Origin of the sequence: Shewanella oncorhynchi, assembly GCF_030848765.1 — a bacterium.
In the GTDB taxonomy this organism is placed as follows: Bacteria; Pseudomonadota; Gammaproteobacteria; order Enterobacterales; family Shewanellaceae; genus Shewanella; species Shewanella oncorhynchi.
Genome location: NZ_CP132914.1, coordinates 3,380,535 through 3,403,964, shown reverse-complemented (window position 1 = coordinate 3,403,964; position 23,430 = coordinate 3,380,535). Strand labels below are relative to the sequence as shown.

The following is a 23,430-nucleotide window of genomic DNA, read 5'->3' as shown; positions in this document are numbered from 1 at the left end:
CGATAGGAGCTAAATACGTTTAAAAACGATTTAATGGTTTCCAGCGCTGCAGGCTAACTGGAATGCTCGCGCCTTGGGATAATAGCAGGTTAATGCGGGATTGATATGCTGCGCCCACCATTAAATGTTTGGCTAAATCCACCGCATTACGGGCCTTATAGTCATCTAAATAACTGCCTTTCGCCCACGCATTAAATGCGCCAAGGGCAGGGCCTGCCCAGATTTGGTAATCCATTTCGCGGCCGACTTCACCTGTGTTCGACCAGCGGCTAGATAGACCCAAATACCAGCGGAAAATCAGTGCCATCTTACGTTTGGGGTTATCCAGCGCGCGCTCGATTTGCTTAGGATCGCGCTCGTTAAAGTGGGCGACTGTGCCCGCCCAAATATCATCGAGTGATGAGCGGAACACTTGCTCTTCGAGCTTTTTACGCTCGTCCGCAGGGATGGCATCAATCGAATCGTAACGGGTGTAGATTTCATACAGCTTATTGGCGCGCATCGGGAACAGAGTGCCGCGCTTAACCACTTGTAATTTCACGCCCATTTCGAACATATCTGCGGCAGGCGCCATAGTCACATCGGCCATTTCTGTGGTGGCGAGTAACTTACGAGTGTGTTCGCTCGCGCCCGCTTCGACGCAGGCTTGGTTGATTGAACCTGTGACGATAAAGGCCGCGCCCATGTTGAAGGTGGCTAATGCTGCATCGGGTGTGCCGACGCCGCCGCCAGCACCCACGCGGATGGGTGTCTTGTATTGATACTTAGCTTGGATTTCATCTTTGAGCGCCAAAATCGTCGGCAAAAGCGTGACTAACGGACGATTGTCGGTATGGCCGCCAGAGTCGGCTTCGGCTGTGATGTCATCCGCCATCGGCACAAGCAATGCCATCGCCATTTGGTCTTGGCTGATAAGACCGTCACTCACTAGTTGCTGGAGGATTTTGGCAGGCGCCGGTTCCATAAACTTAGTCGCGACTTCGGTGCGGCTGATTTTGGCGATGACTTTGTTGCCAATGACTATTTCGCCATGTTCGTCGCGGCTCAAACCCGCTGCGCGGTAATAGACGATTTGCGGCGTTAACCCTAAAAATGCCGAAGCTTCGACCGTGCGCACTTTATGTTTTAAGAACAGCTCAACACTGCCGCGCTCTAATGCGGGCTCGCTTGGGCTATGAATTAAGTTAAAGGCGTAGGGGCCATTAGGCAGCGCCGCTTGAATGCGAGTAATGGCCGCTTCAACGCGGGATGGAATTAACCCCGCCGCGCCAAATGAGCACAAAATGCCCGCTTGACCTAGCGCAATAACCAGTTCTTCCGAGGCAATACCGTTGGCCATAGCGCCGGCGTAGTAAGCGTATTTAACCCCGTGTACGCGGCGAAAATTACTATCGCCTAAACTTTGGGTGCCAAGGGCAGGGGCAAAGGCGCTGACAGGGTGCGAGCCCAATGGCGCTTGGCTGTCACTTGTGGTCACTTCAGCCGTTTGCGCTATGCCTAAGCCTTTTTCACTGTGATTGACTAAGTAGCAGGCTTGACTTAAATCTTTGAGTTTTTTGCCTAATGAGTCGATATCAAAGCTCAGCGCGGCATCGTTGACTTGCCACGGCCAAGGGCTGAGTTTTTCGTTATTGCTATTGAATTGATCTAGAGTATGGCTAGTCATCTTGGGTCTCGTTTTTATTGCTGCTGCGTTGCTATTACCTGGGTAAAAAGTTCGGGTATAAAAGCCAACGCAGCGGCAGGATTATTTTTAAGTTATTCAATAAACAGAATTTAGCGTATTAAGCTTCTTCAATACAGATGGCGATATCTTTAACTTCATAAATTCGCAGGCCATCTTTACTCAAGTTGGCATCGCCCATAATGATGCGTTTGCCATTGTCGTCTGTCACGCTGGTAATGTGCACATCCAGCGACATCTGCTTGTTTAATGGGTTAATTTGGCCGCGATATTTCCATTTGATATCCGATAAAATCTGCCCAAATTTTGGATTTTTAAAGCCAGCGCCAAGGTCTTGGTCAATCGCATAGGTTTGCATCAGCTCGATAATCGCTTCAACCCCTAATGAGCCTGGCATTACCGGATCTTGATGGAAGTGGAATTGGAAGAACCAATCACTTGGGTCAATCGTGCGCTCGGCGTATAAATAGCCAAGGCCCGCCTTACCGCCGGCTTTCACGATTTCAGCCTTGTCGATAAAGTTAAGTTGACCGCCCGCTAAACGGTAATGTGGCTGACCTTGTGGTGCATTAAAGCTGCGATGTTGTTTATCTAACAGATTGATTTGGCTATCGGCTACTATGCCATTTTGCACATGCCAAGGCTGAGTGATCTTGCCGTTGTCTATGCCTAACTGGTTTTTCAGCGCATCGCCCTTGAAGTAACCAAATACCGCTTTTCCTTGGTAGAAAGGCTCGCCATCGCAGCTTAATTCAAAACTGAAATTCTGAATGATGTTGCTGCCAGCGATCACAGTCGATAACAAACGTGAGTCGTTTACGATTGTCTTGCCGCGTAAATCCACATGGCGCAGCAGCTTACCGCTACCGTCCAAGTTGCGGAAAAATAGCTCTTGGCCGGGGAAGCCCAAGGTGGTGCCCATATAACCTGAGATAAAACCGTTTGGCTGCAGTGATATTTCCATCAGCACAGAATAGGGCATCACGGCGTGATGGCTGTTTTTATCGTAATACCAAGCATTTGCAGGCACTTCGTATTCGGCGATACACGAAGAAGGCTTTTTCAGCTCGCCGCGTTTGCCTTCAATCGCAATGACGCGAGTCGTGAGCTGTAAATCACCGCAAGGCGTGCGCGGTGGAATAAGGCCGCGATAGATGCTGAAATCAGGGCCGAAGCAGTTTTCGATGTCGCCAGTGGCAAATTCGAACATGTGGTATGGCGTGAACGGCAGGGTATCGGGCACGCGGTTGGCGTACTTTGAATCCGCTGGCGCAATCGGCGCAGGTACATGCTTAAGCGGCACTACGCCTTTATTGGTTGGCGCAGTTAAATCTGGCAGCTGCGCCATCAGCGGCGCGGCTAACGATGCGGGTGTTGTCGAAACCAGCGGCGCAGCCGAAGCAGCATTTTTAGCTACATTTGTAGTCGTATTGTCAGCTGTGCTGGCATCATTATCCGCAAGGTAGCGGGTGCATTCGGCTTCTTCTTTGATCATCACCCCAAGGTTTTGGAAATCCACCACCACTTTGCCATTGAGCAAAATATCGATATTCGCCTTAGCATACGGGCGCGGGCTCATGCCGATTTCGGTGATTTCCATGCGATAGGTGAGCAGGCCAGATTGTGGCAACACTTGACCGCGACAGCGCACTTTTTGTGACGCATTTTCGAGCGGTTGGAAACGACCATCTTTAACGCCGAGGTGCATACCAATATGCAGCATAAAGAATTGCAGTAATTGACCACAACCTTCGGCCATTAATGACCCCGCCATCACTTGGTCACCCTTGAAATGACACGGGAAATACCAATGATCAGCTTCGAGCTGCTTATGGCCTTGAACTGAGCCTAAGCCCCACGCGCCGCCATGCACCTCAAGATTGCTGACTTGTTCAATCATCAGGAATTTTTCGGATGCAAAACATAAAGAGGGCTGCAAACCATATTGGGCTTGATGCGCCGCATGGGCGCCGCCAAAACAGCCACCGATATCGGCGCCGAGCAATTTATGGATTTGACTGTAATCAAATTGGTTTTGCGCGCAATCAAGCAGCGGATTAAAGCGCGGTTTATTCGGATTATTCAAGGCGAGGTTGCGCGCTTTGATTTCAGCTTCGGTGTGAATAACACCTTTGCCGTCGGCCAGTTCTTTATCGGTGAAGAAGCCGGCACAGCCGCCATCCATTTTCAGGATCAGCTTGTCGCCCACGAAACATTCGTAGGAGAAGAAGAACAACAAGGTATCGCCATTGCGGGCAAAGTGATTGATGGAAATATCGTAGCGCAGGGTGTCGCCACCGCGCGGTAAGTCGCCAAGGAAGGTCAGGGTGCAATCGAGCAGGCGATACACGCGCTCGCCTTTATTTTCAAAATCGATACCTAAGTAGCTGATCAGCATCAAGTCGCATTGACCCGATTCGACCGCCACGGCCCAAGGGATTTGGCCATCGACCAAATACGGCGCGTCCACAGGAATGTCGTATTCCGTGGTCATAGTGCAAGGCTGATATTGGTTCATCTGGGCGTTTAATTTCGTTACCCGAGATACCAGCAAATAGTCAGTCGTTGGCAGGCGTACACGACGCGAATAGCTGTCGATAATGGCGTAATCTGGGCCAAATACTTTAGCAATATTACCTTCGGCGTACTCGACTAAATCTGCATAATCCCAAATGCAAGGCTTGCTTATCGGTGTTGGCGGCGTGTACTCAGGCACTTTTGCATGATTGGGAAAAAGCACAGGAGGTGGAAGAACCGCTGTCGCAGATGCCTGAACAATGGCTTGCTGTTGTACTGGCGCAGCTTGGCCATTGACGGCTAACTCGCTGGCAAGCTGGGCTTTCATCAAGGCCTCGGCTAGTTTCAAGCCTTCAGCACGGCTTTGTAAAAAGGCTAAATGGGCTTCACGGGCGAGTTGCTGATTGCTTAAAAATGCCGCGTCTTTTAGCTCTGCTTGAGTGGCGTTTTTATTGGGCGTGCTTAGGGCATTCATTGGCATGCTGCTTAATGTCTCTTTTTGTTGAGCCGTGGTTGGGCTGCTTGTTGCAAAGCGACTCGTGTCTTTGCTCGCTATTTGGGCCAAATGTTTGCGTTGGCTGCGCGCTGGCAGTGCTGTCATGGCTTGGGCTTTTTGTTGTATAGCATCAAGACCTGCGAGCGGCGTATCCAGGATATGCTGATAGATATCGCGGCCACCGAGCGTTACTTGTTTTATTAAGTGTTTTTGCTCTGAAAGCGTTAAGTCTTGATCTAGCCTTTGCTGCAAATTGTATGCTTGCGTGGCACTTTGGCTGAGCAGTAACTGCGAGCATTTACCTTGGCTAAACGTGGCAACGAGCGCGTGCTGCTGAGCTTGAGAAGAATGCTTGTTAAGTTGCGCTTGATTTTTAAGCTGCAACAGCGCGCTCAAAATACTCGCCATTCCCGCAGCAGCAAAATTGTGGCCTAGGGTATCAGCGGCTTGGCTGCGCTGGTTCACACTCGGCAACAGGGTATTGAGTACCAACTCTGAATCGGCAAGTTGCTCAACAGAAATACTGTTTTCAATCAAGCTAATCTGGCTGCTATTCACCTTGGCTTGGGTTAACAGGTCATCGCAAATGCGCGCTGTGTTGCTATTACCTTGTATGTCACAAATCGCGCCAAATACTTGGCCGCTGATGTGACCATAACTGTCGCCATAGCTGCTATTGGCATTAGCATTGTCAGCGGCATTACTTGGCTGGGCTGTACTTGATTGCGCTGTCGTGAGCACTAATGCGCCTGCACCTTCACCGACTTTCCAGCCAGTGTCAGTCGCATTAAATGCCACTGGCGATACGGCATTTTTGAGGATCACTTGCTCTAGACTGCCACTTAAATCGACTGCGGCGATCACTACGGCATCTAAGGATTCTTGGGACAAGAGGTTCTCGGCCACATCGATACAGCGGGCGACCGATTGCTCCGCCGCTGAAATGGTAAAGGCAGGGCCGTTAAAGTCCCAAAGGGATGCGATACGTGACGCCATGATGTTGCCAATAAAACTGGTGTATTGGTTCAGTTTGGCGGCATCGAGCACACTGTCCATGGCGATTTTTTCAAGGGCGAGATACTCGGCTTGTGTGAGTGTTATCCCTTGTTTTTTAAGACTGTCTGCCAGTTGAGTGTGCAGATTTACGCGGCCACGGAACTGGTGTAATTCCAGTTCGGTTTCCATCGCTACTAATACAGCAACCTTGCCACCGGGCTTTAAGTTGGCATCACGAATCGCTTCATCGGCCACTTTGATCAGCAGCAGTTGCTGGGAGATCAGGCGGTCGTCTTCATTGGGCGGCACTTTAAAGCGCAGGAAGTCAAAATCGAACTGGTCGATATACGCGCCCTGCGGGACAGAAGGCAAACCAAAGTTAGCTAAGATCTCAGGATGTTTATCTAAGCCTTTCCAGCGTTTAGCGGGCAGCGGGATAAAGGCATCTTGCCGAGCATGAATCGTGTTATCCAGTGCATTTATGGAGGATAAAGGCCCGAAGTGTGATGCTAAGCCAATGATATTTAATGGTGTATGTTGGTAGCTTACTGTGGCAGCACTCTGCTGACGCTTACTACTGGTATTTGCCGCTGCATAGGATTCCAGCAATAAATGCGCGTTACAGCCGCCAAAACCAAACACGGAAACACCCGCGTGGCGGCGGTCATTGCCGGCTTTATCTGGCCAAGCATGCAATTCTGTTGGCAGATTTTTAGCGCTAAACAAGCCCTTAGGCGAAGATATCGGCGCTGATAAGTTAATACTTGGCGGCAGTCGACCCGAGCGCATGGCAAAAATCATCTTCATGATCCCCGGCATGCCCGCGGCTGTGAGTAAATGGCCTAAGTTGGATTTTGCCGAACCGATCAGCGGTACCGCAGAGCCCGAGAGTTTGTCCTCAAAAAAGCGTTCCATCGAAGCGAGTTCGACCTTATCCCCAAGCGGCGTGCCTGTGGCATGGCATTCAATCACTTCGATATTGGCAGGCAGTGTGTTTGCGGCACTATAGGCGCGCTCGAAGGCCTGCACTTGGCCCTTGCTGTTGGGGCTTAATACAAACTGGCCTTTACCGTCGTTCGACAAACCAATGCCGCTGACGACGGCATAGATGTTATCGCCATTGCGCTCGGCATCCTCCAAGCGTTTTAAGACTAACACCCCTGCGCCTTCTCCGGCGAATAAGCCCTTGCTGTTACTATCAAAGGGCGCTGAAATACCGTGATCTGGATAGGCGTGGAAAATCGAGAATCCCATGTTGATAAAGAAGGGATCGGCGCCTGATACTGCGCCCGCAAGCATCATATCTGCCTTGCCTGTGGTCAGGTAATCGCAGGCGAGTTTGAGCGCATAAACCGAGCTGGCGCAGGCGGCGTCCAGACTCAACTGGGTGCCACCCAAACCGAGTGCATCGCTGACCAGTTTTGAGGCTGTGTGAGCAACGGCGCCATTGGCGATGTTTAAGGTTTGGCTATTGGCATTGAGATCGTTAACTGAGTTGCCAAAATCAGCCAGCTGAAATGCGCTTTGATTAAGTTTGTTTTGCAGCGCCTTTTCAACGGTCTGATGATACAGAGGCAAAAATAATTCATTGGATCGGGCCGTGGGGAACGACAAGGTTCCCATTACGATACCAGTGCGCGCCAGTACGGCATCGCTTGGGGCAATCCCTGCGTCTTGCAGGGCTTTACGACTGCAATCGAGTGCCCATAAAAAGCTTTCATCTAAACCGTCAAAGGCGGACTCAGGCAGTTGATAGCCCCTAGCATCAAACTTAAAGTGTTGAATGTAGCCGCCCTTATCACAGTAAAAACGGTCAGATTGTCCCTGCACACCTTGGTAATCGGCGGGATTGGCATTGAGCTTCTCGCGGCTGATTTGGGTGCGTGAGTCTTTTTTATCCAGCAGGTTTTGCCAAAAGGTTTGAGGATTATCGGCATCAGGATATTGAGTCGCGAGGCCGACAATCGCAATTTTTGACGCACTTTTTGATGCGCTGTTTGACGCACTTTTTGACAAAATCATAGGCACGGTAGTTTTATCAATAGTAGGGGAATGCTGAGAACTCACAGGGGTTCTCCTTTTGGTGATACTGCTGATGATAAAGGGGCTGCGTTAGTGCTTAATGGCTGAATAAGCGGCGCGAGCGACAACGGTACTCTGTGGCTTATCAGCTGAGCTAAACACTTGAGTAAGCTGGTAATCGCATCGGCACCCTTGGCATTGCAGGCAATGGCTGCTGTAGTTGCGTTCTCGGTGCTTTGGCCTGCATGGGCATGGCTGATTTTATCTATGAGTGTGCTGGTTTGCCTATCGGCACCCACTTCGACAAATAGTCTTGCGCCTTGCTCAGTGGCATTTTGAATGAGCGCACTAAAGTCGAGCTGCGAACAAAAGGTATCGGCAATCGCGCGGCCAATGCTTGTGCTATCAAGGGTGACTGGCGCAGTTTGCGCTGCACTGATAAAGCGGATCGGCGAGTCTTGCGCCGCCGCTTTTAGCGCCTCAGGTTTTAATGCCTCGGGATTTAGCGCCTCGGGTTTTAGCGCTTGAGTATAGAAATCTTGTACTTGCCCGTGGACTAACATGGCAGGCGCAGTATGCATTGCCGTGACGCGATTGGCAGCAATGCCGCGTTTGCCTAACTTGGCAAGTAGGGCTTTACAGCTCGCTTCGCAGCCTGCAATGACACAGGTATCACCTTGAATGATGGCTAAATAAGCGCGAGGGAACTCTGGCAGTAATGCTTTGATTTCATTGCTACCTGAGCGTACCACAAAGCTGTTCCACACTATGGATTCATTATCCTTAAGTTGCCACGCTCGGCGGACTGCGGTTAGCTCGCCAGAAATGGCATGGTTGAAAATATCGCTATTTTCTGTGGCGTTGATCATAGCATGGGGCGTTTGCCACACATCTAGGCTGGCCCACATGGCTGCTTCGCCCATTGAGTAACCGAGCGCCATTTTTGGCTTAATATTAAAGACTTGGGTCAACAGTTTAGTGAATAGATAACTGGCGCCCACGCCACTAATCGCTTGCTGGCTTAAGCTCATGCCCGCTGCAGTTTTTACATCTGCGGCATAAATCTGCGGTGATTGCAGCATGGCGCTTAAATCGCCTTCACGTTCTAGCTGGTGATACAGCGCGGGGAAATACTCATGCAAGTTATTGAACATATTGGCGTAAACAGTGCCAACGCCGGGGTATACAAAGGTAAGTCCTGCATCCCCTAGCGGCTTAGCGGTGAAACAGCTACCCGCTGGCGTTTTAAAGTGTTGACCATGATGACGAACAGCATCACTTTCAAGGGCCGAAAGCATAGCTTTGGCTTCAAGTTTGAGGTCATCAATCGATGCCGCCATCAAGACTAATGCCAGTGGTGCGTTGGCATCATAGCGTTCAAACCAAGGTTTGAGTTGCTCAGCGCGAAAGTCAGCGTGCAAGCCTACGCTATTTTCCAGAGTGTTAACTAGTTGCAATACTTGCGCGATGAGTGAATCAATATTGTCAGCACTTATCGGCACAAACAGCCGGTTTTCATCAACAAGAGCTTTGGGCGCGATAACTTGTGTGCCTTGGGTCAGTACTAGGCTTTGGCTTAGATTTCGAGACTCATCCGTTTTACTTGACGTTTTTGCTACAAGATTTAGACATAAAACCCGCGCTTGATGTTGGTCGCTAAACCAATAGCCAGTTTGATGATTTGTGTCGTTTGTCTGTTTTATATCAGTAGTGCCTTTAAGCGGCGCTTGTGTTCGCGCCGCGAGGGCGGTTACGCCTTGGCGCAGCGCAACAAATGCCTCGTTGAGAGTGTTGGCGACGAGCTGATGCTGAACGGTTTGTGCAGGGCTGCGCTTTGCCGCCACTAACGCCGCATTTGCAACAGCCGCTGCATTAGCAACACCTGCATTTACAACACCTGTAGTCTCATTGCCAGCGGCAAAACCAGCAATAAACGCGTGGGCGTGAAGACGCAGTTTGGCGGCGCGTAAACCATCAAGCAAATACAGAGACTGGGGCAGATTGCCATCATTGAATTTAAGTTCAACGAGCTTGCCTTGCTCAATGGCTGTTGTTGCTTGGCTTAATAACGCAGTGAGCGAGCTTTGCTCATGCACTGACGGTTCATGAGCTGTCGATTGGTTGGCGTCGGCAGCGCAAATCTGAACTCTTTCACGTTCCGCAAACGTCCCTAATACTTGGGCTGAGTGAGAGTCAAGATTGACCGCATCGCCAAGCAACACTGCAATACGCAGTGGCTTGGCAAGCTTTTCGGTCATAGCTGTGTCAGCTATCGACGTTTCAGTTTGGCTGCTATGTAGCGTTGCTAAAGTGTGTGCTAAGTTCACTCGACTTTGGCCTCCACGCTTTCAATGGCTTTATTAGCAACTTTATTGGTTAAGAATGCACCGTTAAGGTTTTTGCTGATGGTGACTTTGGCGTTGTTCATCTCGCAGCTTAAGCGGCCATCTTGATGATACAGCGTGATATTGGCTTCAAGGGCACGGCCAGAGTGTTTCACCACCTCGAGCACTAAATGACCTTTATCGCCAAAGGCAAACGGCGCATGGGAGATAAACTCACCAATGCTTGATGGCAAACTCGCCGCGCCATATTTGAGTCTCGCCCACACCAGCATCGCCTGTAGCAACAAATCTTCTGCAAAAGCTTGTGAGCCTTTAGGCGTGAGATTAGGCACAAAATCCCCGCAGTCTGCTAACGCAACATGGGGAAGACTCACCTTGGCGACTAAGCTCGCATCGTCAAACTTCACCACAGACTCAATACCTTGCAGTCTCGGGCCGTGGAAAAGCGTGCCGTCGCTGTAAAGGCTGCTCGCGGTTGTGATGGCAGAAAGCCCTGCCAAGCTATGCGCGTCAAAGGCAGTTGCTTTGCTGTTAGTGGCTAAGTTATCAATCGCCGCGTCATCTATCACTAAGATGGCTTGATATTGCGGACGACCTTCAAAGCTGATTAAGGCACTGAATTGTTCACTCAAGCACTCGTCAGTATCTTTCGCGGCTTTATCCGTTAACGCAATCGGTGCAAGTTCAAGTTCCAGCGTGATGGGGGCTGCACTTTCTAACACTCCATTTTGTAACACGGCAGTGTCGAAAATAATGCCCTTCAACAGCTTGTAGCTTTGCACTTTGACAGGCTGCTTGAGCACATCAAAGGCGGCTTCACGCATCCACTGAATCGCGCACACAGTCGGTAATACGGGATTACCATTAATGCAGTGATCTTCAATAAAGATCATTGCCTTAGGGTCCAGTGTGCGCTGCAGTTTTACAGCGCTTATATTTACTGCGCTTGGATTTAAAGCGTTAAGCAAAGCATGCGGACCCGACGCGTCAGTGGTCAGATCCGCTTCAGGCTTTTTTAGATTGCTACCTTGAGTTGCTTGCTCGTCACTTGGAACTGTGCCTTGCATGTCAGTACCGACCAGCAATTGTGCGCCTGTGTTGCTCAGTAATTGGCTAGCAAATAACTCAGCGCCTGCCTTTAGCGGGATCACATAAACACCGCGATCCATAAACATCTTTTTCAGCGCAGGATTCACCATGCCGCCGTCCCACGGACCCCAATCGAAGCTCATCACTTTGGCATTTGGCAGTTGCTGCGCCAGTTGCAGTGCGGCTTTGTTGAGTATGTCGTTGGACATGGCGTAATCGCTTTGGCCAGTATTGCCGTAAAAACCCGCTGCCGAAGAGAATAGGGCAATCAGTTTTAATTTATCTAAATCCAGTGCGGCAAGTAGATTGCTTATACCTGTGACCTTAGTGCCATACACCCGTGCTAACTCATCTAAGGTTTTGTCTTGGATGTGTTTATCGGCAAGTACGCCCGCACCATGGATGATGCCAGTAATAGGCGACAACTCGGTGATCGGCACTATCGTGCTGGCGATCGCATCTGGATTGTTAACATCGAGACTTAAGTACTCGGCGCTCGCGCCCACAGCGGTAAAGGCTTGCAGTGCGGCTGCAATTTCTAGGCTGCTTTGAACAGGCCATACTAAGGCATCCACTTGTTTTGGCGTGGGTTTCTCGCCCAAGCTTTGAATGTGGGTAATAGCTGCGGCTTTAAGTTCACTGTTATTTTTACCCTGTGCCCAAGCGGGAATGGCTTGTTGGCTGCTTCTGCCAGCAAGGATAAAGTGCGCCTTGCTGCGTTTGGCTAAACTTAGCGCACATTCAAAGGTCACGCCTTTTGCGCCGCCAGTCACCAGTATTTTATCTGCACTCGTCAAGTTTGCTGCGCCGTGGCGGGTATCAGCCTTGCCAGCAACTAGGGTTACGCGCTCAAGTGCTTGGGCTGCGCCTTGGCTAACACCGACTTCCAATACGTTATCGGTTGCAAAGAGCTCTGCGATCACCGCATGGGCCAGTTGCTTGGCATCAAGTACTGGCGCGATATCTAAGGCGCGGCAATGCACGCTTGGCCACTCGTGACTCAAGGTTTTAGTCAGACCTGCCAATGCCGCTTGGTTTAACTCGCTGCGGGCAATTTGGCTGTGGTTAAGATAACCAAAGCCACCGTCGATACGACTGACGCTGATAAAACTACTACCAGTATTGGCGGTTGCTGCTGTTGTTAGCAGGGGTTGTAAGTACTTGGCGAACAAGAATGCTTGCTCAACCGACGCTTTGGCGGCACTGGACAACACTAAACCTTTCGCATCGGCTGAGGTTTTATGTTGTGGTTGCAGATGAATAAAGCCTGCAACTGTACCTAAGCTTTTGATCTCATTAATCACTGCGCTGATGCTGGTATCGTCAATCGCCGCCAATGTGAAGCTGGCAATGTGGCTATTGAGCGGTGATGCACTGGCTACAAGGCTTTCTGGCGAGCGCACAACCGCAACCGTTAGACCTTGAGCATGCAATTTCTCGGCAAGTACACCAGCATTGTGACCATCATCGCTAATGATAATGCAGGCATCTTTAGCAAAAACACGTGGCAGAGCTTTTTGTGCTGATTGCTGCGTTAGCTCAGCCGCCGCTGGCAACTTTTTTAGCACCACCTCACTGTGTGGTGGTAAATCATGGGGTGGCAAATCGATAGTAGGTTCAGGCTGAACGACAGCGCTAACTGGCGCAGCATTCTGGCTTACCGCGTTTTGGCCTAGCTTGCTTTGCCCTATTTCTTTCGAAAAGAGTGCAACGATTTCACCTAAGGTGTGACACTCGGCCAGATCTTCAGGATTGAGTTCAGGCAAACCCGGTAGCTCGTCTTGCACTGTGCCTAAAATTTCAACGCGCTTGATGGAATCGATACCTAGATCGGCTTCCATATCCATGCTGAGTTCCAGCATTTCAGTCGGATAGCCCGTCTTGTCAGCCACCACAGCCATCATGGTTTGTTGCACTAAAGCAGCGCTTAAACCGTTATTCGCTGGAACTTGTGCAGGTGTTGCTTCAACCTTTGCCGGTGGTGCAACTGCTACCGCGCTAATTACTGGCAATTTGCTGTTCATGTAGTCAACGATTTCGCCTAAGGTGCGACACTCGGCCAGATCTTCAGGATTCAGCTCAGGTAAGCCCGGTAGCTCATCTTGCACTGTGCCTAAGATTTCAACGCGCTTGATAGAATCGATACCTAGATCGGCTTCCATATCCATGCTGAGTTCCAGCATTTCAGTGGGGTAGCCTGTCTTGTCGGCGACCACAGCCATCATGGTTTGTTGAACAAGAGCAGCACTTAAGCCGTTGGCGGCAGGCGCGGCAGTTGTCACATGAGTTGCTACGATAACTGCGCCCGCTGCAGGCAGCTTGTCATTTTGTGTAAGCTTACTTTGCATGTAGTTAACGATTTCACCCAAGGTGCGACACTCGGCCAAATCTTCTGGGCTGAGCTCAGGTAAACCTGGCAGTTCGTCTTGCACTGTGCCTAGGATTTCAACGCGCTTAATTGAATCGATACCGAGATCGGCTTCCATATCCATGCTGAGCTCCAGCATTTCAGTGGGGTAGCCCGTCTTGTCGGCTACCACTGCCATCATAGTTTGCAGCACTAACTCAGCACTTAAACCGCTGGCTGCAGGAGTTGTTGGCGTTGTTGTAGAAACGACAACTTGGCCAGCCGCTGGCAATTTGCTGTTCATGTAGTTAACGATTTCACCCAAGGTACGGCACTCAACCAGATCTTCTGGGCTGAGCTCTGGTAAGCCTGGTAGCTCGTCTTGCACTGTGCCTAGGATTTCAACGCGCTTAATCGAATCTATACCTAGATCGGCTTCCATATCCATGCTGAGCTCCAACATTTCAGTCGGATAGCCTGTCTTGTCAGCCACCACAGCCATCATGGTTTGTTGTACTAACGCAGCGCTTAAACCGTTAACGGCAGGAGCTGTTGGCGCTGTTGTAGAAGCTACAACTTGGCCAGCCGCAGGCAGTTTGCTGTTCATGTAGTCAACGATTTCACCTAAGGTACGACACTCGGCCAAATCTTCTGGGCTGAGTTCAGGTAAGCCCGGCAGTTCGTCTTGCACTGTGCCTAAGATTTCAACGCGCTTAATCGAATCGATACCTAAATCGGCTTCCATATCCATGCTGAGCTCCAGCATTTCAGTCGGATAGCCAGTCTTGTCAGCCACCACTGCCATCATGGTTTGTTGCACTAATGCAGCGCTTAAACCGCTCGTTGCTGTTGCCACAGGTGTCACTTCTTGCATCACTACAGCAGGCATGACTAATGCAGGAGCTGCTGGCGCAACTTGTACAGTCACAGCAGGTGAATAAGCAACGGGAGCGGTTTGCACAACAGGCGCAACAGGTGTGCTAACCGCGGGTCTCGTCGCAACAGCTTGAGCCGCTACTGGTGCAGCATTGTGTGCCACTGTCGTTGCCGCAACAGGTGCAGGAGCCGACGCAGTTGCTCGTGGCTGACTTGCAACTGCTGGAGTAAAGTTAATCGGTGCATTGTTTAACATCGCCAAGGCCGCTTGGCTGCTACTGCTTTGTAGCTGCATAAATTCGGTGTGGCTTTGCAGGGTTTGCGCTTGATGCTGGTGGAACATTTCCATCGAGCGTTGCAGGCTTTCAGGGATTGCAATGCCAAGGCTTGCCATCTTGGCTTGTTCAGTCATCAGTGTCGTGAAGGTATCGCCGTATTGCTGCGGGATGGCTAAAAACTGTTGATGCAACTGCGCCGCTTGAGATTGTGCGCTGAAAAATGCCGTTAACGCATCGCCGCTGACGCTTGCTGTGCTTGGATTCAACGGCGCCGTCGCTTGTTGCTGGTGATGGCTTAAGCCTTGTGTAACGCTTGGGGATGTTTGTTTCATTTCAACAGCTGCCACTTGATTTGCTTCCACTTCTATTATTTTTTCAACCACTTTTTCGACGATGACTTCTTTCTCAACGATTTTTTCGACTTCTTTTTCGACAACGGTTTCAACGATGCGATCCACATATTGCACTTGGCTAGACACGCTGCCAGTGGCGAGGGATTTGGCCATCTTAGCTTTGGTCGCTGCACTAATATGGTTAGTGGCGGTGAGTTTGATGTTCATTGCCGATGGTGCTTCACGCTCGGCAATCTCTTGTGACGTGACGGCTTGATAGGGGTCAACCTCAGTTAACGCCACACCGGCTACCGCGAGTTGTACTGCGGCTAAGCGTAATTGACTGTCACTGTCGCCTTTAGGATTCGGGTTCATGCTGACAAGGCAAAGCTCATTTAAGTGTTCACCTAAGGTATTTTCAACTAACTTTTGCAGTATGTTCTTAGGGCCAAACTCAACAAACACACGGGCGCCAGCGTCATACATGGCCTGCAGTTGTTCGCTAAAGCGAACCGATTGCAGCATGTGTTGTTTGAATTCTGCTTTAATCGCTTTGCCATCGGTTGGGTGTAATTGACCCGTACCGTTGGCATAAAGTGCGACTGAAGGTGCGCTGAATTTAGCTTTATCAATGGCTTTGGCAAATGGCTTTTGTGCGTGTCCAACCAAGGGAGTATGGAACGCGCCTGAGACAGGCAGGGAAATCGCTTTAAAGCCCAGTTCGCTAATGGCTTTCGCGGCCAGCTGAGTTTGTTCTGTGCCACCTGCGATGACTAATTGCGTCGGCGCATTGTAGTTGGCAATTTTAACGCCATCAAACTGGGCTAAACAGCTATTGAGCGCATCGATATCATTCTTTTGTTTAAGAATGATGGCGAACATTGTCCCTAAGTCAGTTTGAGTTCCAGTGTCTGCGGCTTTACTCGCGGTATCGCTCGGCACTTGCGCCATGGCGTGCCCACGGGCGAAGGCCAGTTCGACGTAATCTTCATTGGAAATCACGCCTGCCGCGCAAAGGGCTGACAGTTCACCAAAGCTGTGACCTGCCACCATATCGGGGGCAAACCCCGCTTGAGTTAATAGCGAATATTGCGCCATTGAAACCGCGCCTATGGCGCTTTGGGCGAACAGGGTATTGGTCAGCGCCGCTTCTTGGGCTTTAACTGCATCGGCATCGAATGCCGGAATAGGATAAAGGATGTTCGATAACGGCGTTTGGCCGTGGTGAGCAAATACCTTATCGCTGGCCGTAATTTGTTGGCGCATTTCCGGGAAATGGCAGGCGAGTTCGCGGCCCATGTTCAGGTACTGTGAACCTTGACCAGCAAACAGGGCAGCTACTTTCTTTGATTCATTTTTAGCGACCAAGGCATGGGAGCGGTAGCTGATACCAGAAGGTAATTGCCACGCTTCAATTGCATTGGTTTCTAGGTGCCCGCTTTCTAAATGCGCACTGCTTTCTAGATGAGAGATGGCTTGATTTAACTGAGCTTGCAGCTGTGCGATATCCTTAGCCACAAAACCTAAACGGGCATCTGTGCTTGCCAGCGCGCGCAGCGGATATTGCTGAGCGATAGCGTTTAGGTTCGCAGCGCTGCTCTTATTCGCGTTTGCGCTTGTGTTCACGCTTTGGCTCAGCGCAGCTTTTAACTCGCTAAGCAGCGCGGCTTTATTGGCTGCGGCAAACAATAGCGTTTGCGGCACACTGCGCTGACGATATTGCTCGTCACGGCTGTGCTCAGGTTTGTATTCTTCTAATACAAGATGGAAGTTCGTACCGCCAAAACCAAAGGAGCTTACACCTGCACGGCGCGGCGTTGCATCGGCGCGCTGGAACCATGGGCGAGTTTCGGTATTTAAATAGAATGGTGAGCTTTCGATATTCAGTTTTGGATTAGGCTTACTAACGTTAATGGTCGCAGGCAATACCTTGTGGTGTAGCGCTAGCGCGGCTTTGATCACCCCTGCAGTACCTGCGGTTGATTTAGTGTGGCCCACTTGGGATTTTACTGAACCTAACGCGATATGTTGATTTGTGTCGTTGCCTTGGGCAAATACTGATTTTAAACCATTAAATTCAGCCACATCACCTGCGGCTGTGCCTGTGCCATGGGCTTCAACTAAGCCAATGCTGTGCGGGGCAAAACCCGCGTCATCGTAGGCGCGCTCCAATGCTTTAGCTTGGCCTTCGGGGCGCGGTGCATAAATACTCTTAAACTTACCGTCCGATGAGGCGCCAACGCCTTTGATGACGGCATAAATCCGGTCGCCATCGCGCTCGGCATCTTCAAGGCGCTTAAGCGCGACCATGCCGATTCCTTCGCCGATCATCATGCCTTTTGAATCGATATCAAAGGGTTGAATGGTTTCGTTAGTGGTGAAGGCTGGCGTTTTTGAGAAGCTCATGTACATGGATGGCGAGTTGTCGGTACAGACGCCGCCGGTGATCATCATGTCGCTGCGACCTTCGGTCAGTTCAGTCAACGCCATGCGCATGGCGGCAAGCGAGCCTGCACAGGCTGCATCGACTACGCAGTTCATGCCGCCAAAATCAAAACGGTTGGCGATACGGCCTGCAATCACGTTGCCTAATGACCCTGGGAAAGAGTTTTCTTCCCAGTGGATATATTGGTCTTGGAACTTTTTGATCAGCATTTCGCTGTCTTCATCGCTCAGGCCGCTGCTTTTAAATACTTTTTTTAGCACTGGATATTGCAGGCGCGAGTTCAAGCTCTGACTGATTTTTTGACCACCGCCCACGCCTAGGGTGATGCCGATACGGTCACGGTCGTAATCGGCGGGCAGATTAGCATCGGCGAGCACTTCTTTGGCGACAATCAGCGACAGCAACTGCGAGGTATCCGTCAGCTCAAGAATATTGGGCGGCAGACCAAATTCCATCGGATTGAAGTCAACTTCAGGCATAAAACCGCCGCGTTTACAGTAGCTTTTATCGGCTTTGCTTTTGTCGGCATCGTAGTAATCTTCGGTGCGCCAATGGGTATCAGGGATATCCGTAATGGCATCGATTTTTTCGCTGATCAAATCCCAAAATTTATTTAAATAGCGTGAGTTGGCGAAGATGCTGGCCATGCCGACGATGGCAACGGGCATATCTTTTAAGCGTTTGTTGAGTCGTTTATCTTTTTTTGACTCAGCTTTTGAGTCAGTGGTTGAATGAGGTACAGAAGGGGTATGGCTCATAAAGAGTCTCCACGGGTCGACCTAGATTCGGTGACCTTGTTTTGGGATTTAGCCGCGTTTGTCTTTGGCGTGCCATGGGCACCGGGAAAACGGGCTAAGAAGGTGTGATAGTTGCGAACGAGCAACTTTCGTAAATGAAACGGCCCATGTCTGAGGACATAGGCGATATATCTATTGGTCGCTTGGGTATTACTGTCTTGATAAATATCGAGGTAAATCCAATCACTTGCTGTGTCTACGCCTAATAGTACTGAGCTTGGTGCTTGCTCAGTGAGTTGCGGCGGTATGGTGAGTGACACCACTTGCACCACAGTATTACCGTCGGTACTCGGCAATGCGAGGGCTTTGGCCAAGGTTTCTGGATTGACCGTATAGGTTTGGATATCGCTGCCTTGCGTCACAGGCAATTGATTAAAATAGCGTTCGGGGACTTGCGGTGCTTCAAATTCATCGAGGCGCGATATGCCGTAACGCTTTAAACAACGGGCAAGGCCGGAGCGCGACACATTGGGATTAATAAAGGTTTGGGTAACCTGCAGTAATCTATCTAGGGTGAGTTTTAGCTGGTAGCGTAATCCTACCACCACATATTCTTCCATCGGTGTGAGCGTGGTATTGAGGTGGTGTGGGGTGTTCGGACTGTTACTAATGGACTCACGCTTCCGCCATTTGCGGACTGTTGCCTCAGTAATATTTAAAATTTTTGCCAGCTGGCTGACGCTCAGATCCGATTGCTGGATAAAGAGTCGCATTTCAGGCGTGGTGGTGGCGTTGCGATGCCGAGGTGCGCTGTCTTTTTTCGCCGCTTGAGTCGTGCTCTTGGGGGCGTAAGACGGCGCTTTAGATTGAGAGTCGCGAGCTGCCATTAATAATAATTATCATCCGACATAATCTATTGGGACTGAGAAGCCATTTTGGCTGAGTCAGCTGTGGCACTCTTGAAGAACATAGTGACACTCATCGTAAAACCTGTGCTTATCATCTGTGTCACTTAATGGGGATGCAGATTACCTGAGGTTTCGGGTCGATACAATCATCTGGGACTGGAATTTATTGGCTTTCGTTGAGTAATGGTATTTTCTGTGCGTTATGTTGGGTTTTCGTTGACCGCTTGGGCTTTTTAATACTTTGATAGTGGAAGAATTAAATTTTTAGGGGCGATAAAGACCGCTTTTTTGAGTTAGCGGGGTAAAATAGCCCAATATTGGCTTACTGCCCTTTCGTCATGAATGAGACTGTGCTGCTAAACCTGTTAATTTGGGCGCAAAATCTTGGCGCAATTGCAGCAAAAATTTGCGCTTAGGATGGCGTTCAGAGTCGTTCTAAGAATTGCTCTAATTAGAGAGTTGCTAAGAATTGCTCTTATTAGAGTGTGGCTAAGAATTGAAATAGGGCTTAGTTGAAACTATTTAAGATGCATAATGAACTCAAATAATGATTAACCCAGATAAGAATGTTGCTAAGTGCTCTCCAAAAAGCCAGACAATGATAACCATCAGCCGCAAGGCTTTGTCCTGCAAGGCTCTCAAATGACCGACTCCAGAACATCTAGCAAAAACGGCGTGAATGTGGATCTATTTTTTATTCCACTGAGCGATATTTCATTGCCGCAAACATCACTCGCTCAGTCTTGGTTAAGTGATGATGAACTCGCTAAGGTCGCGCGTTATCGCGATCCCAAGGCGCAAATAAAGGGATTACAGGTCAGGGCAGCGTTGCGGGCCGTGTTATCTCGCTATGCGGATTTATTGCCACACGAGTGGTGTTTTGAATATGGCGCTAAGGGTAAGCCGAGTTTAACGGCAAAATTGCAACAGCAAACGGGGCTTGAGTTTAACTTAAGCCATAGCGGCGATTGGTTATTGATTGGTGTGACACAGTTTCATGGTGTTGAGTCTGGTTTATTTGGGGTCGATATTGAAAGATCGCGGCCGAAGACGGATATCTATCCAATCCTAAATCATTATTTTTCTCCCCAAGAAACGTCAGCCTTGCTCGCTCTCGCCGATGAAGCGAGTCAGCGGCAGCGCTTTTTCGATTTATGGGCGTTAAAGGAATCCTATATTAAGGCGACTGGCCTAGGTTTAGCGCAGTCGCTTAAATCCTTCGGCTTTGATCTAAAGCCATTCGAGCAATTGGTGGCCGGATCGGTTGAGCTTAGATGCCAAGATGCAGCGTTGATGCCGTTCTATGGTGTGGCGCCTTTGCTGAGTGTCTATCCTAATATCCCGCTGCAAACCATTGATGCAAGTTCATTGTATTGGCAAACCTATTTTGGGCGTTTGACCGAGGAGTACCGTTTTGCCGTGAGCTTAGGGCATGCTGGTAACACCGAGATTTCCATAATGCTAACGTCGCAACTGAGCAACATAGAAGCCTTACTTGCCGATTATGGTTAACTTGTCTTATTCATCTTCGGTTAAACATTGCTGGGTATAGTCACGCCCATAATATTTTGAATTTGAATGAAATAAATGAGGTTTAACAATGAAACGGATTAAGTGCCTAATACCTACCACTATGATGGTGTTGCTATCTGGTTGTGGTTATTTTGGTGGCGATGAAAAGCAGCAATTGGAGCAGGCTTGGTTAGCCCAAGATCCACAGTTGCAGCAAGTGGTTGAGCAAATTCGTGCCAATGGCTTAGATGTTGTGGCTCAAAGCGCGGCAGCAGGCACAGTTTCGGCCTGTGTGGCTGGAAAACTCAGCCAAGATCCGTTGGGTAAGTTAGTCAATGTTGAAGGTTCGCTGGTGGAGTCGGCTAAAGTGGCAGAACTGCTGGGTGACTTACAGAAAGTAATGGAGCAAGACATCAGTTTTGATCAGGTCGCGAGCTTGCTACAAAAGGGCGCCGATGCGGCGGCTTATGCTAAAAGTCTTATCGAGCAACAAGGTTTAGATCAAGCCTTACAAAGCCTTAAGCAAATGGTGACCGCGAGCAAGCAATTTGCCCAGCAAGACTTAGGCGCGCATTTTCAGCAGTTATTGCTTGAGTGCAAAACCGCAGCGCCAACCCTAGGCTCTGCGAACTAATTCTCTTACTTTAATCTGGCCTTTAAGGAGTGTGCGAGAGAGAACATGTCGTGCAAATGGCTATCCGTACTTCACTCTTTTGCTTACAGAACACGACTCGCCAAGTGTCAGAATGGTTAGTGCTAGTGTAATTTTTCCATAAAACGCCCTGAAGATTCAGGGCGTTGATTTGGTTATTTCGCGCTTGGTAGTGGGACGATTTCAAAGCTTTCATCGAACCTTACTAAGGTCGACGCTATCTTACCGAAGGCATCTTTATCACCCTCTAACTTGGCAGTACCCTTAGCCAGTAACTCTTTAAGTGTGACTTTTCCGAGTAAAATCCCCGTAATATAGCGTTTATCAATATAAAGATTGGCATCGGCCTCCATCGGTTTATCAACCTTAATATTGCTTAAATTACCGTTACTTAGTTCAACATAGAGCGTTTCTTTGGTGTCGGGGTTAATCACATTAAGCCTGATGAGTCCAAGTTCAGCAGCTTTGAGGCTATCGACTTTTACGGCGAGGAAGTCAAATAGGGTCGATATGTCCATTTCTCCTAAAATATCTGCAGAGGCTGATTTAGGCGCGCCGGGTTGAATGCCTACGCGTAACTCTTGGGCGCCAGTGAGGTAAATGTTGCGCCAGCCAGCACCTTCGGCTTGATAACCCAGTTGCTCATAGGTATCGGCAAGTAATTGTCTTGCCTCTTTGTTATTAGGTTCTGCCATCACGACTTTATTGAGTGCGGTGGCCACAAAACGGTACTCGCCTTGGGCATAGTCGGCTTTGGCGTGTTTCACTACGGCTTTGGCACCGCCCATATACTCCACAAATTTCGTCGCTTCATCTTTTGTCGGTAGTGGGTTTAAGTTGGCGGGATTCATATCGAAATAACCAAGGTACATGTTGTACACGGCTTTGGCATTATGGCTGTAGGTGCCATGGTAACCATTGGTGTACCAAGTATCACGCACAGCCTTAGGGATAGTGGTTTGAATCGCATCGCCAATATCTTGAATACCCACGCCATTATTGGCTAAGCGCAGGGTTTGATTATGCACTAGGCCATAGTTATCCCTTTGCATTCTTAAGTATTGGTTTATATCAGTATTGCCAAATACGGGGGCTGAGTGGGCAGTGAATATAACCTGTGCATCATTACCAAAATGGGTCAGTAATTCGTTGATATCCTTAGACCATTTTATCGCATCTCGAACTTTTGCCCCGCGTAAGGTATAAATGTTGTGCATGCCGTGGTAGGTGAGCTCTGCGGTCCACAATGCTTTCATTGAGGGAATATAGGTGGCCATTTCCGAGGCGGCTTCCGTGCCTGAGGCATCCATAAACACCATGTCGATACCATCAATGGAGAGTGTTTCCCACTTATCTTTGGCATTTAAGGTGACATCGGGTTTAACGTAGGTCACTTCGCCTTTGGATAATCCCTTAGCAAGTGCGGCATCGACAATGCCTTGATCGTTTCGCTCTAATGTTGCGCCGTATTGATAGGCGGCGCGGCGGCTCATGGCATTACCGGCAAGCACGTTTTCGTCGACAATTTCTTTGGTGATGTTATTGGAACCATAGACTTTGACGTTTGGGAACATGTCTTTGATGGCGCGGGAACCGCCAAAATGATCTCCATGACTGTGGGAATAAATCATCGCGACTATGGGTAAGTTATTGCCCTCTGGCAAGTGTTTTAGCGCAAATTCGAGGGATAATTTTGCCGCTTCTTTGGTCAGCAGCACGTCATAAAGGATCCAACCCGTTTTACCGCGGATAAGGGTTAAGTTCGATAAGTCTGTGCCACGCACTTGATAAATGCCATCTGTGACCTTGTATAAGCCGTTAGACACCATATTCAATTGAGCTTGGCGATAAAGTGAAGGGTTTACTGTGTCTGGGGTTTTGTCGCCAATAAAGCTGAAATCGGCACGTAAAATGGCTGCTGTTGGTTCATCGAGTTCAGCAATAAGATTTTTAGAAAACTCTTCAAAGGCTTTTTTGTCAGCAAAATTAAGGCTTGCTGCTGAGGCTTTATTTACCGCAATGGTTTGCTCGGTGGCAGGCTTTCCCTGATAGTGCAGGCTAATATGTTCATGCTCGTGTTCAGCGGCCACGGCGCTTAAAGAGAAGCTGGCGATAATACTCATTGTCATCAAAGATTTTTGCATTATTTTACCTACCGAAAAGTGGGATAGTGTCGTCGATGGTTTGAGTATA

At 49.4% G+C, this 23,430-nt stretch carries 8 protein-coding genes; 2 read left to right on the top strand and 6 right to left on the bottom strand.

Features of this window, described 5'->3' with window-relative positions; translation table 11 throughout:
* Nucleotides 1-19 precede the first annotated feature (19 nt).
* The 5 genes from pfaD to RA178_RS15275 form a co-directional block, all read right to left on the bottom strand.
* Nucleotides 20-1,666, bottom strand: a complete 1,647-nt coding sequence (pfaD, locus tag RA178_RS15295) for an eicosapentaenoate synthase subunit PfaD (RefSeq protein ID WP_306682605.1) — start codon at nt 1,664-1,666, stop codon at nt 20-22.
* A gap of 118 nt (nt 1,667-1,784) precedes the next feature.
* Nucleotides 1,785-7,760, bottom strand: coding sequence for a hotdog fold thioesterase (locus tag RA178_RS15290; RefSeq protein ID WP_306682604.1), 5,976 nt, complete (start codon nt 7,758-7,760; stop codon nt 1,785-1,787).
* The gene (locus RA178_RS15285; protein WP_306682602.1) at nt 7,757-10,042 is read right to left on the bottom strand and encodes a PfaB family protein; all 2,286 of its coding nucleotides are present in this window, start codon (nt 10,040-10,042) and stop codon (nt 7,757-7,759) included. Before RA178_RS15285 ends, RA178_RS15290 begins: the two co-directional genes overlap by 4 nt.
* Complete coding sequence (locus RA178_RS15280; RefSeq protein ID WP_306682601.1) at nt 10,039-18,186, bottom strand: beta-ketoacyl synthase N-terminal-like domain-containing protein; 8,148 nt, start codon at nt 18,184-18,186, stop codon at nt 10,039-10,041. The genes RA178_RS15285 and RA178_RS15280 overlap by 4 nt, the downstream gene beginning before the upstream one ends.
* The gene (locus RA178_RS15275) at nt 18,183-19,052 is read right to left on the bottom strand and encodes a transcriptional regulator (RefSeq protein ID WP_306682600.1); all 870 of its coding nucleotides are present in this window, start codon (nt 19,050-19,052) and stop codon (nt 18,183-18,185) included. Before RA178_RS15275 ends, RA178_RS15280 begins: the two co-directional genes overlap by 4 nt.
* A 663-nt stretch (nt 19,053-19,715) precedes the next feature.
* On the opposite strand from RA178_RS15275, the gene RA178_RS15270 reads away from it, so the two are divergent.
* Nucleotides 19,716-20,585 carry a 4'-phosphopantetheinyl transferase family protein gene (locus RA178_RS15270; protein ID WP_306682598.1) on the top strand — a complete coding sequence of 290 codons (870 nt, stop codon included), beginning with the start codon at nt 19,716-19,718 and terminating at the stop codon, nt 20,583-20,585.
* Between the two features lie 88 nt (nt 20,586-20,673).
* On the top strand, nt 20,674-21,219 hold the full coding sequence (locus tag RA178_RS15265) for a hypothetical protein (protein WP_306682596.1): 546 nt from the start codon (nt 20,674-20,676) through the stop codon (nt 21,217-21,219).
* A 173-nt stretch (nt 21,220-21,392) separates the two neighbouring features.
* Here the strand turns inward: RA178_RS15265 and RA178_RS15260 are convergent, their stop codons facing one another.
* Nucleotides 21,393-23,381, bottom strand: coding sequence for an alkyl/aryl-sulfatase (locus tag RA178_RS15260; protein WP_306682594.1), 1,989 nt, complete (start codon nt 23,379-23,381; stop codon nt 21,393-21,395).
* Nucleotides 23,382-23,430: the final 49 nt, after the last annotated feature.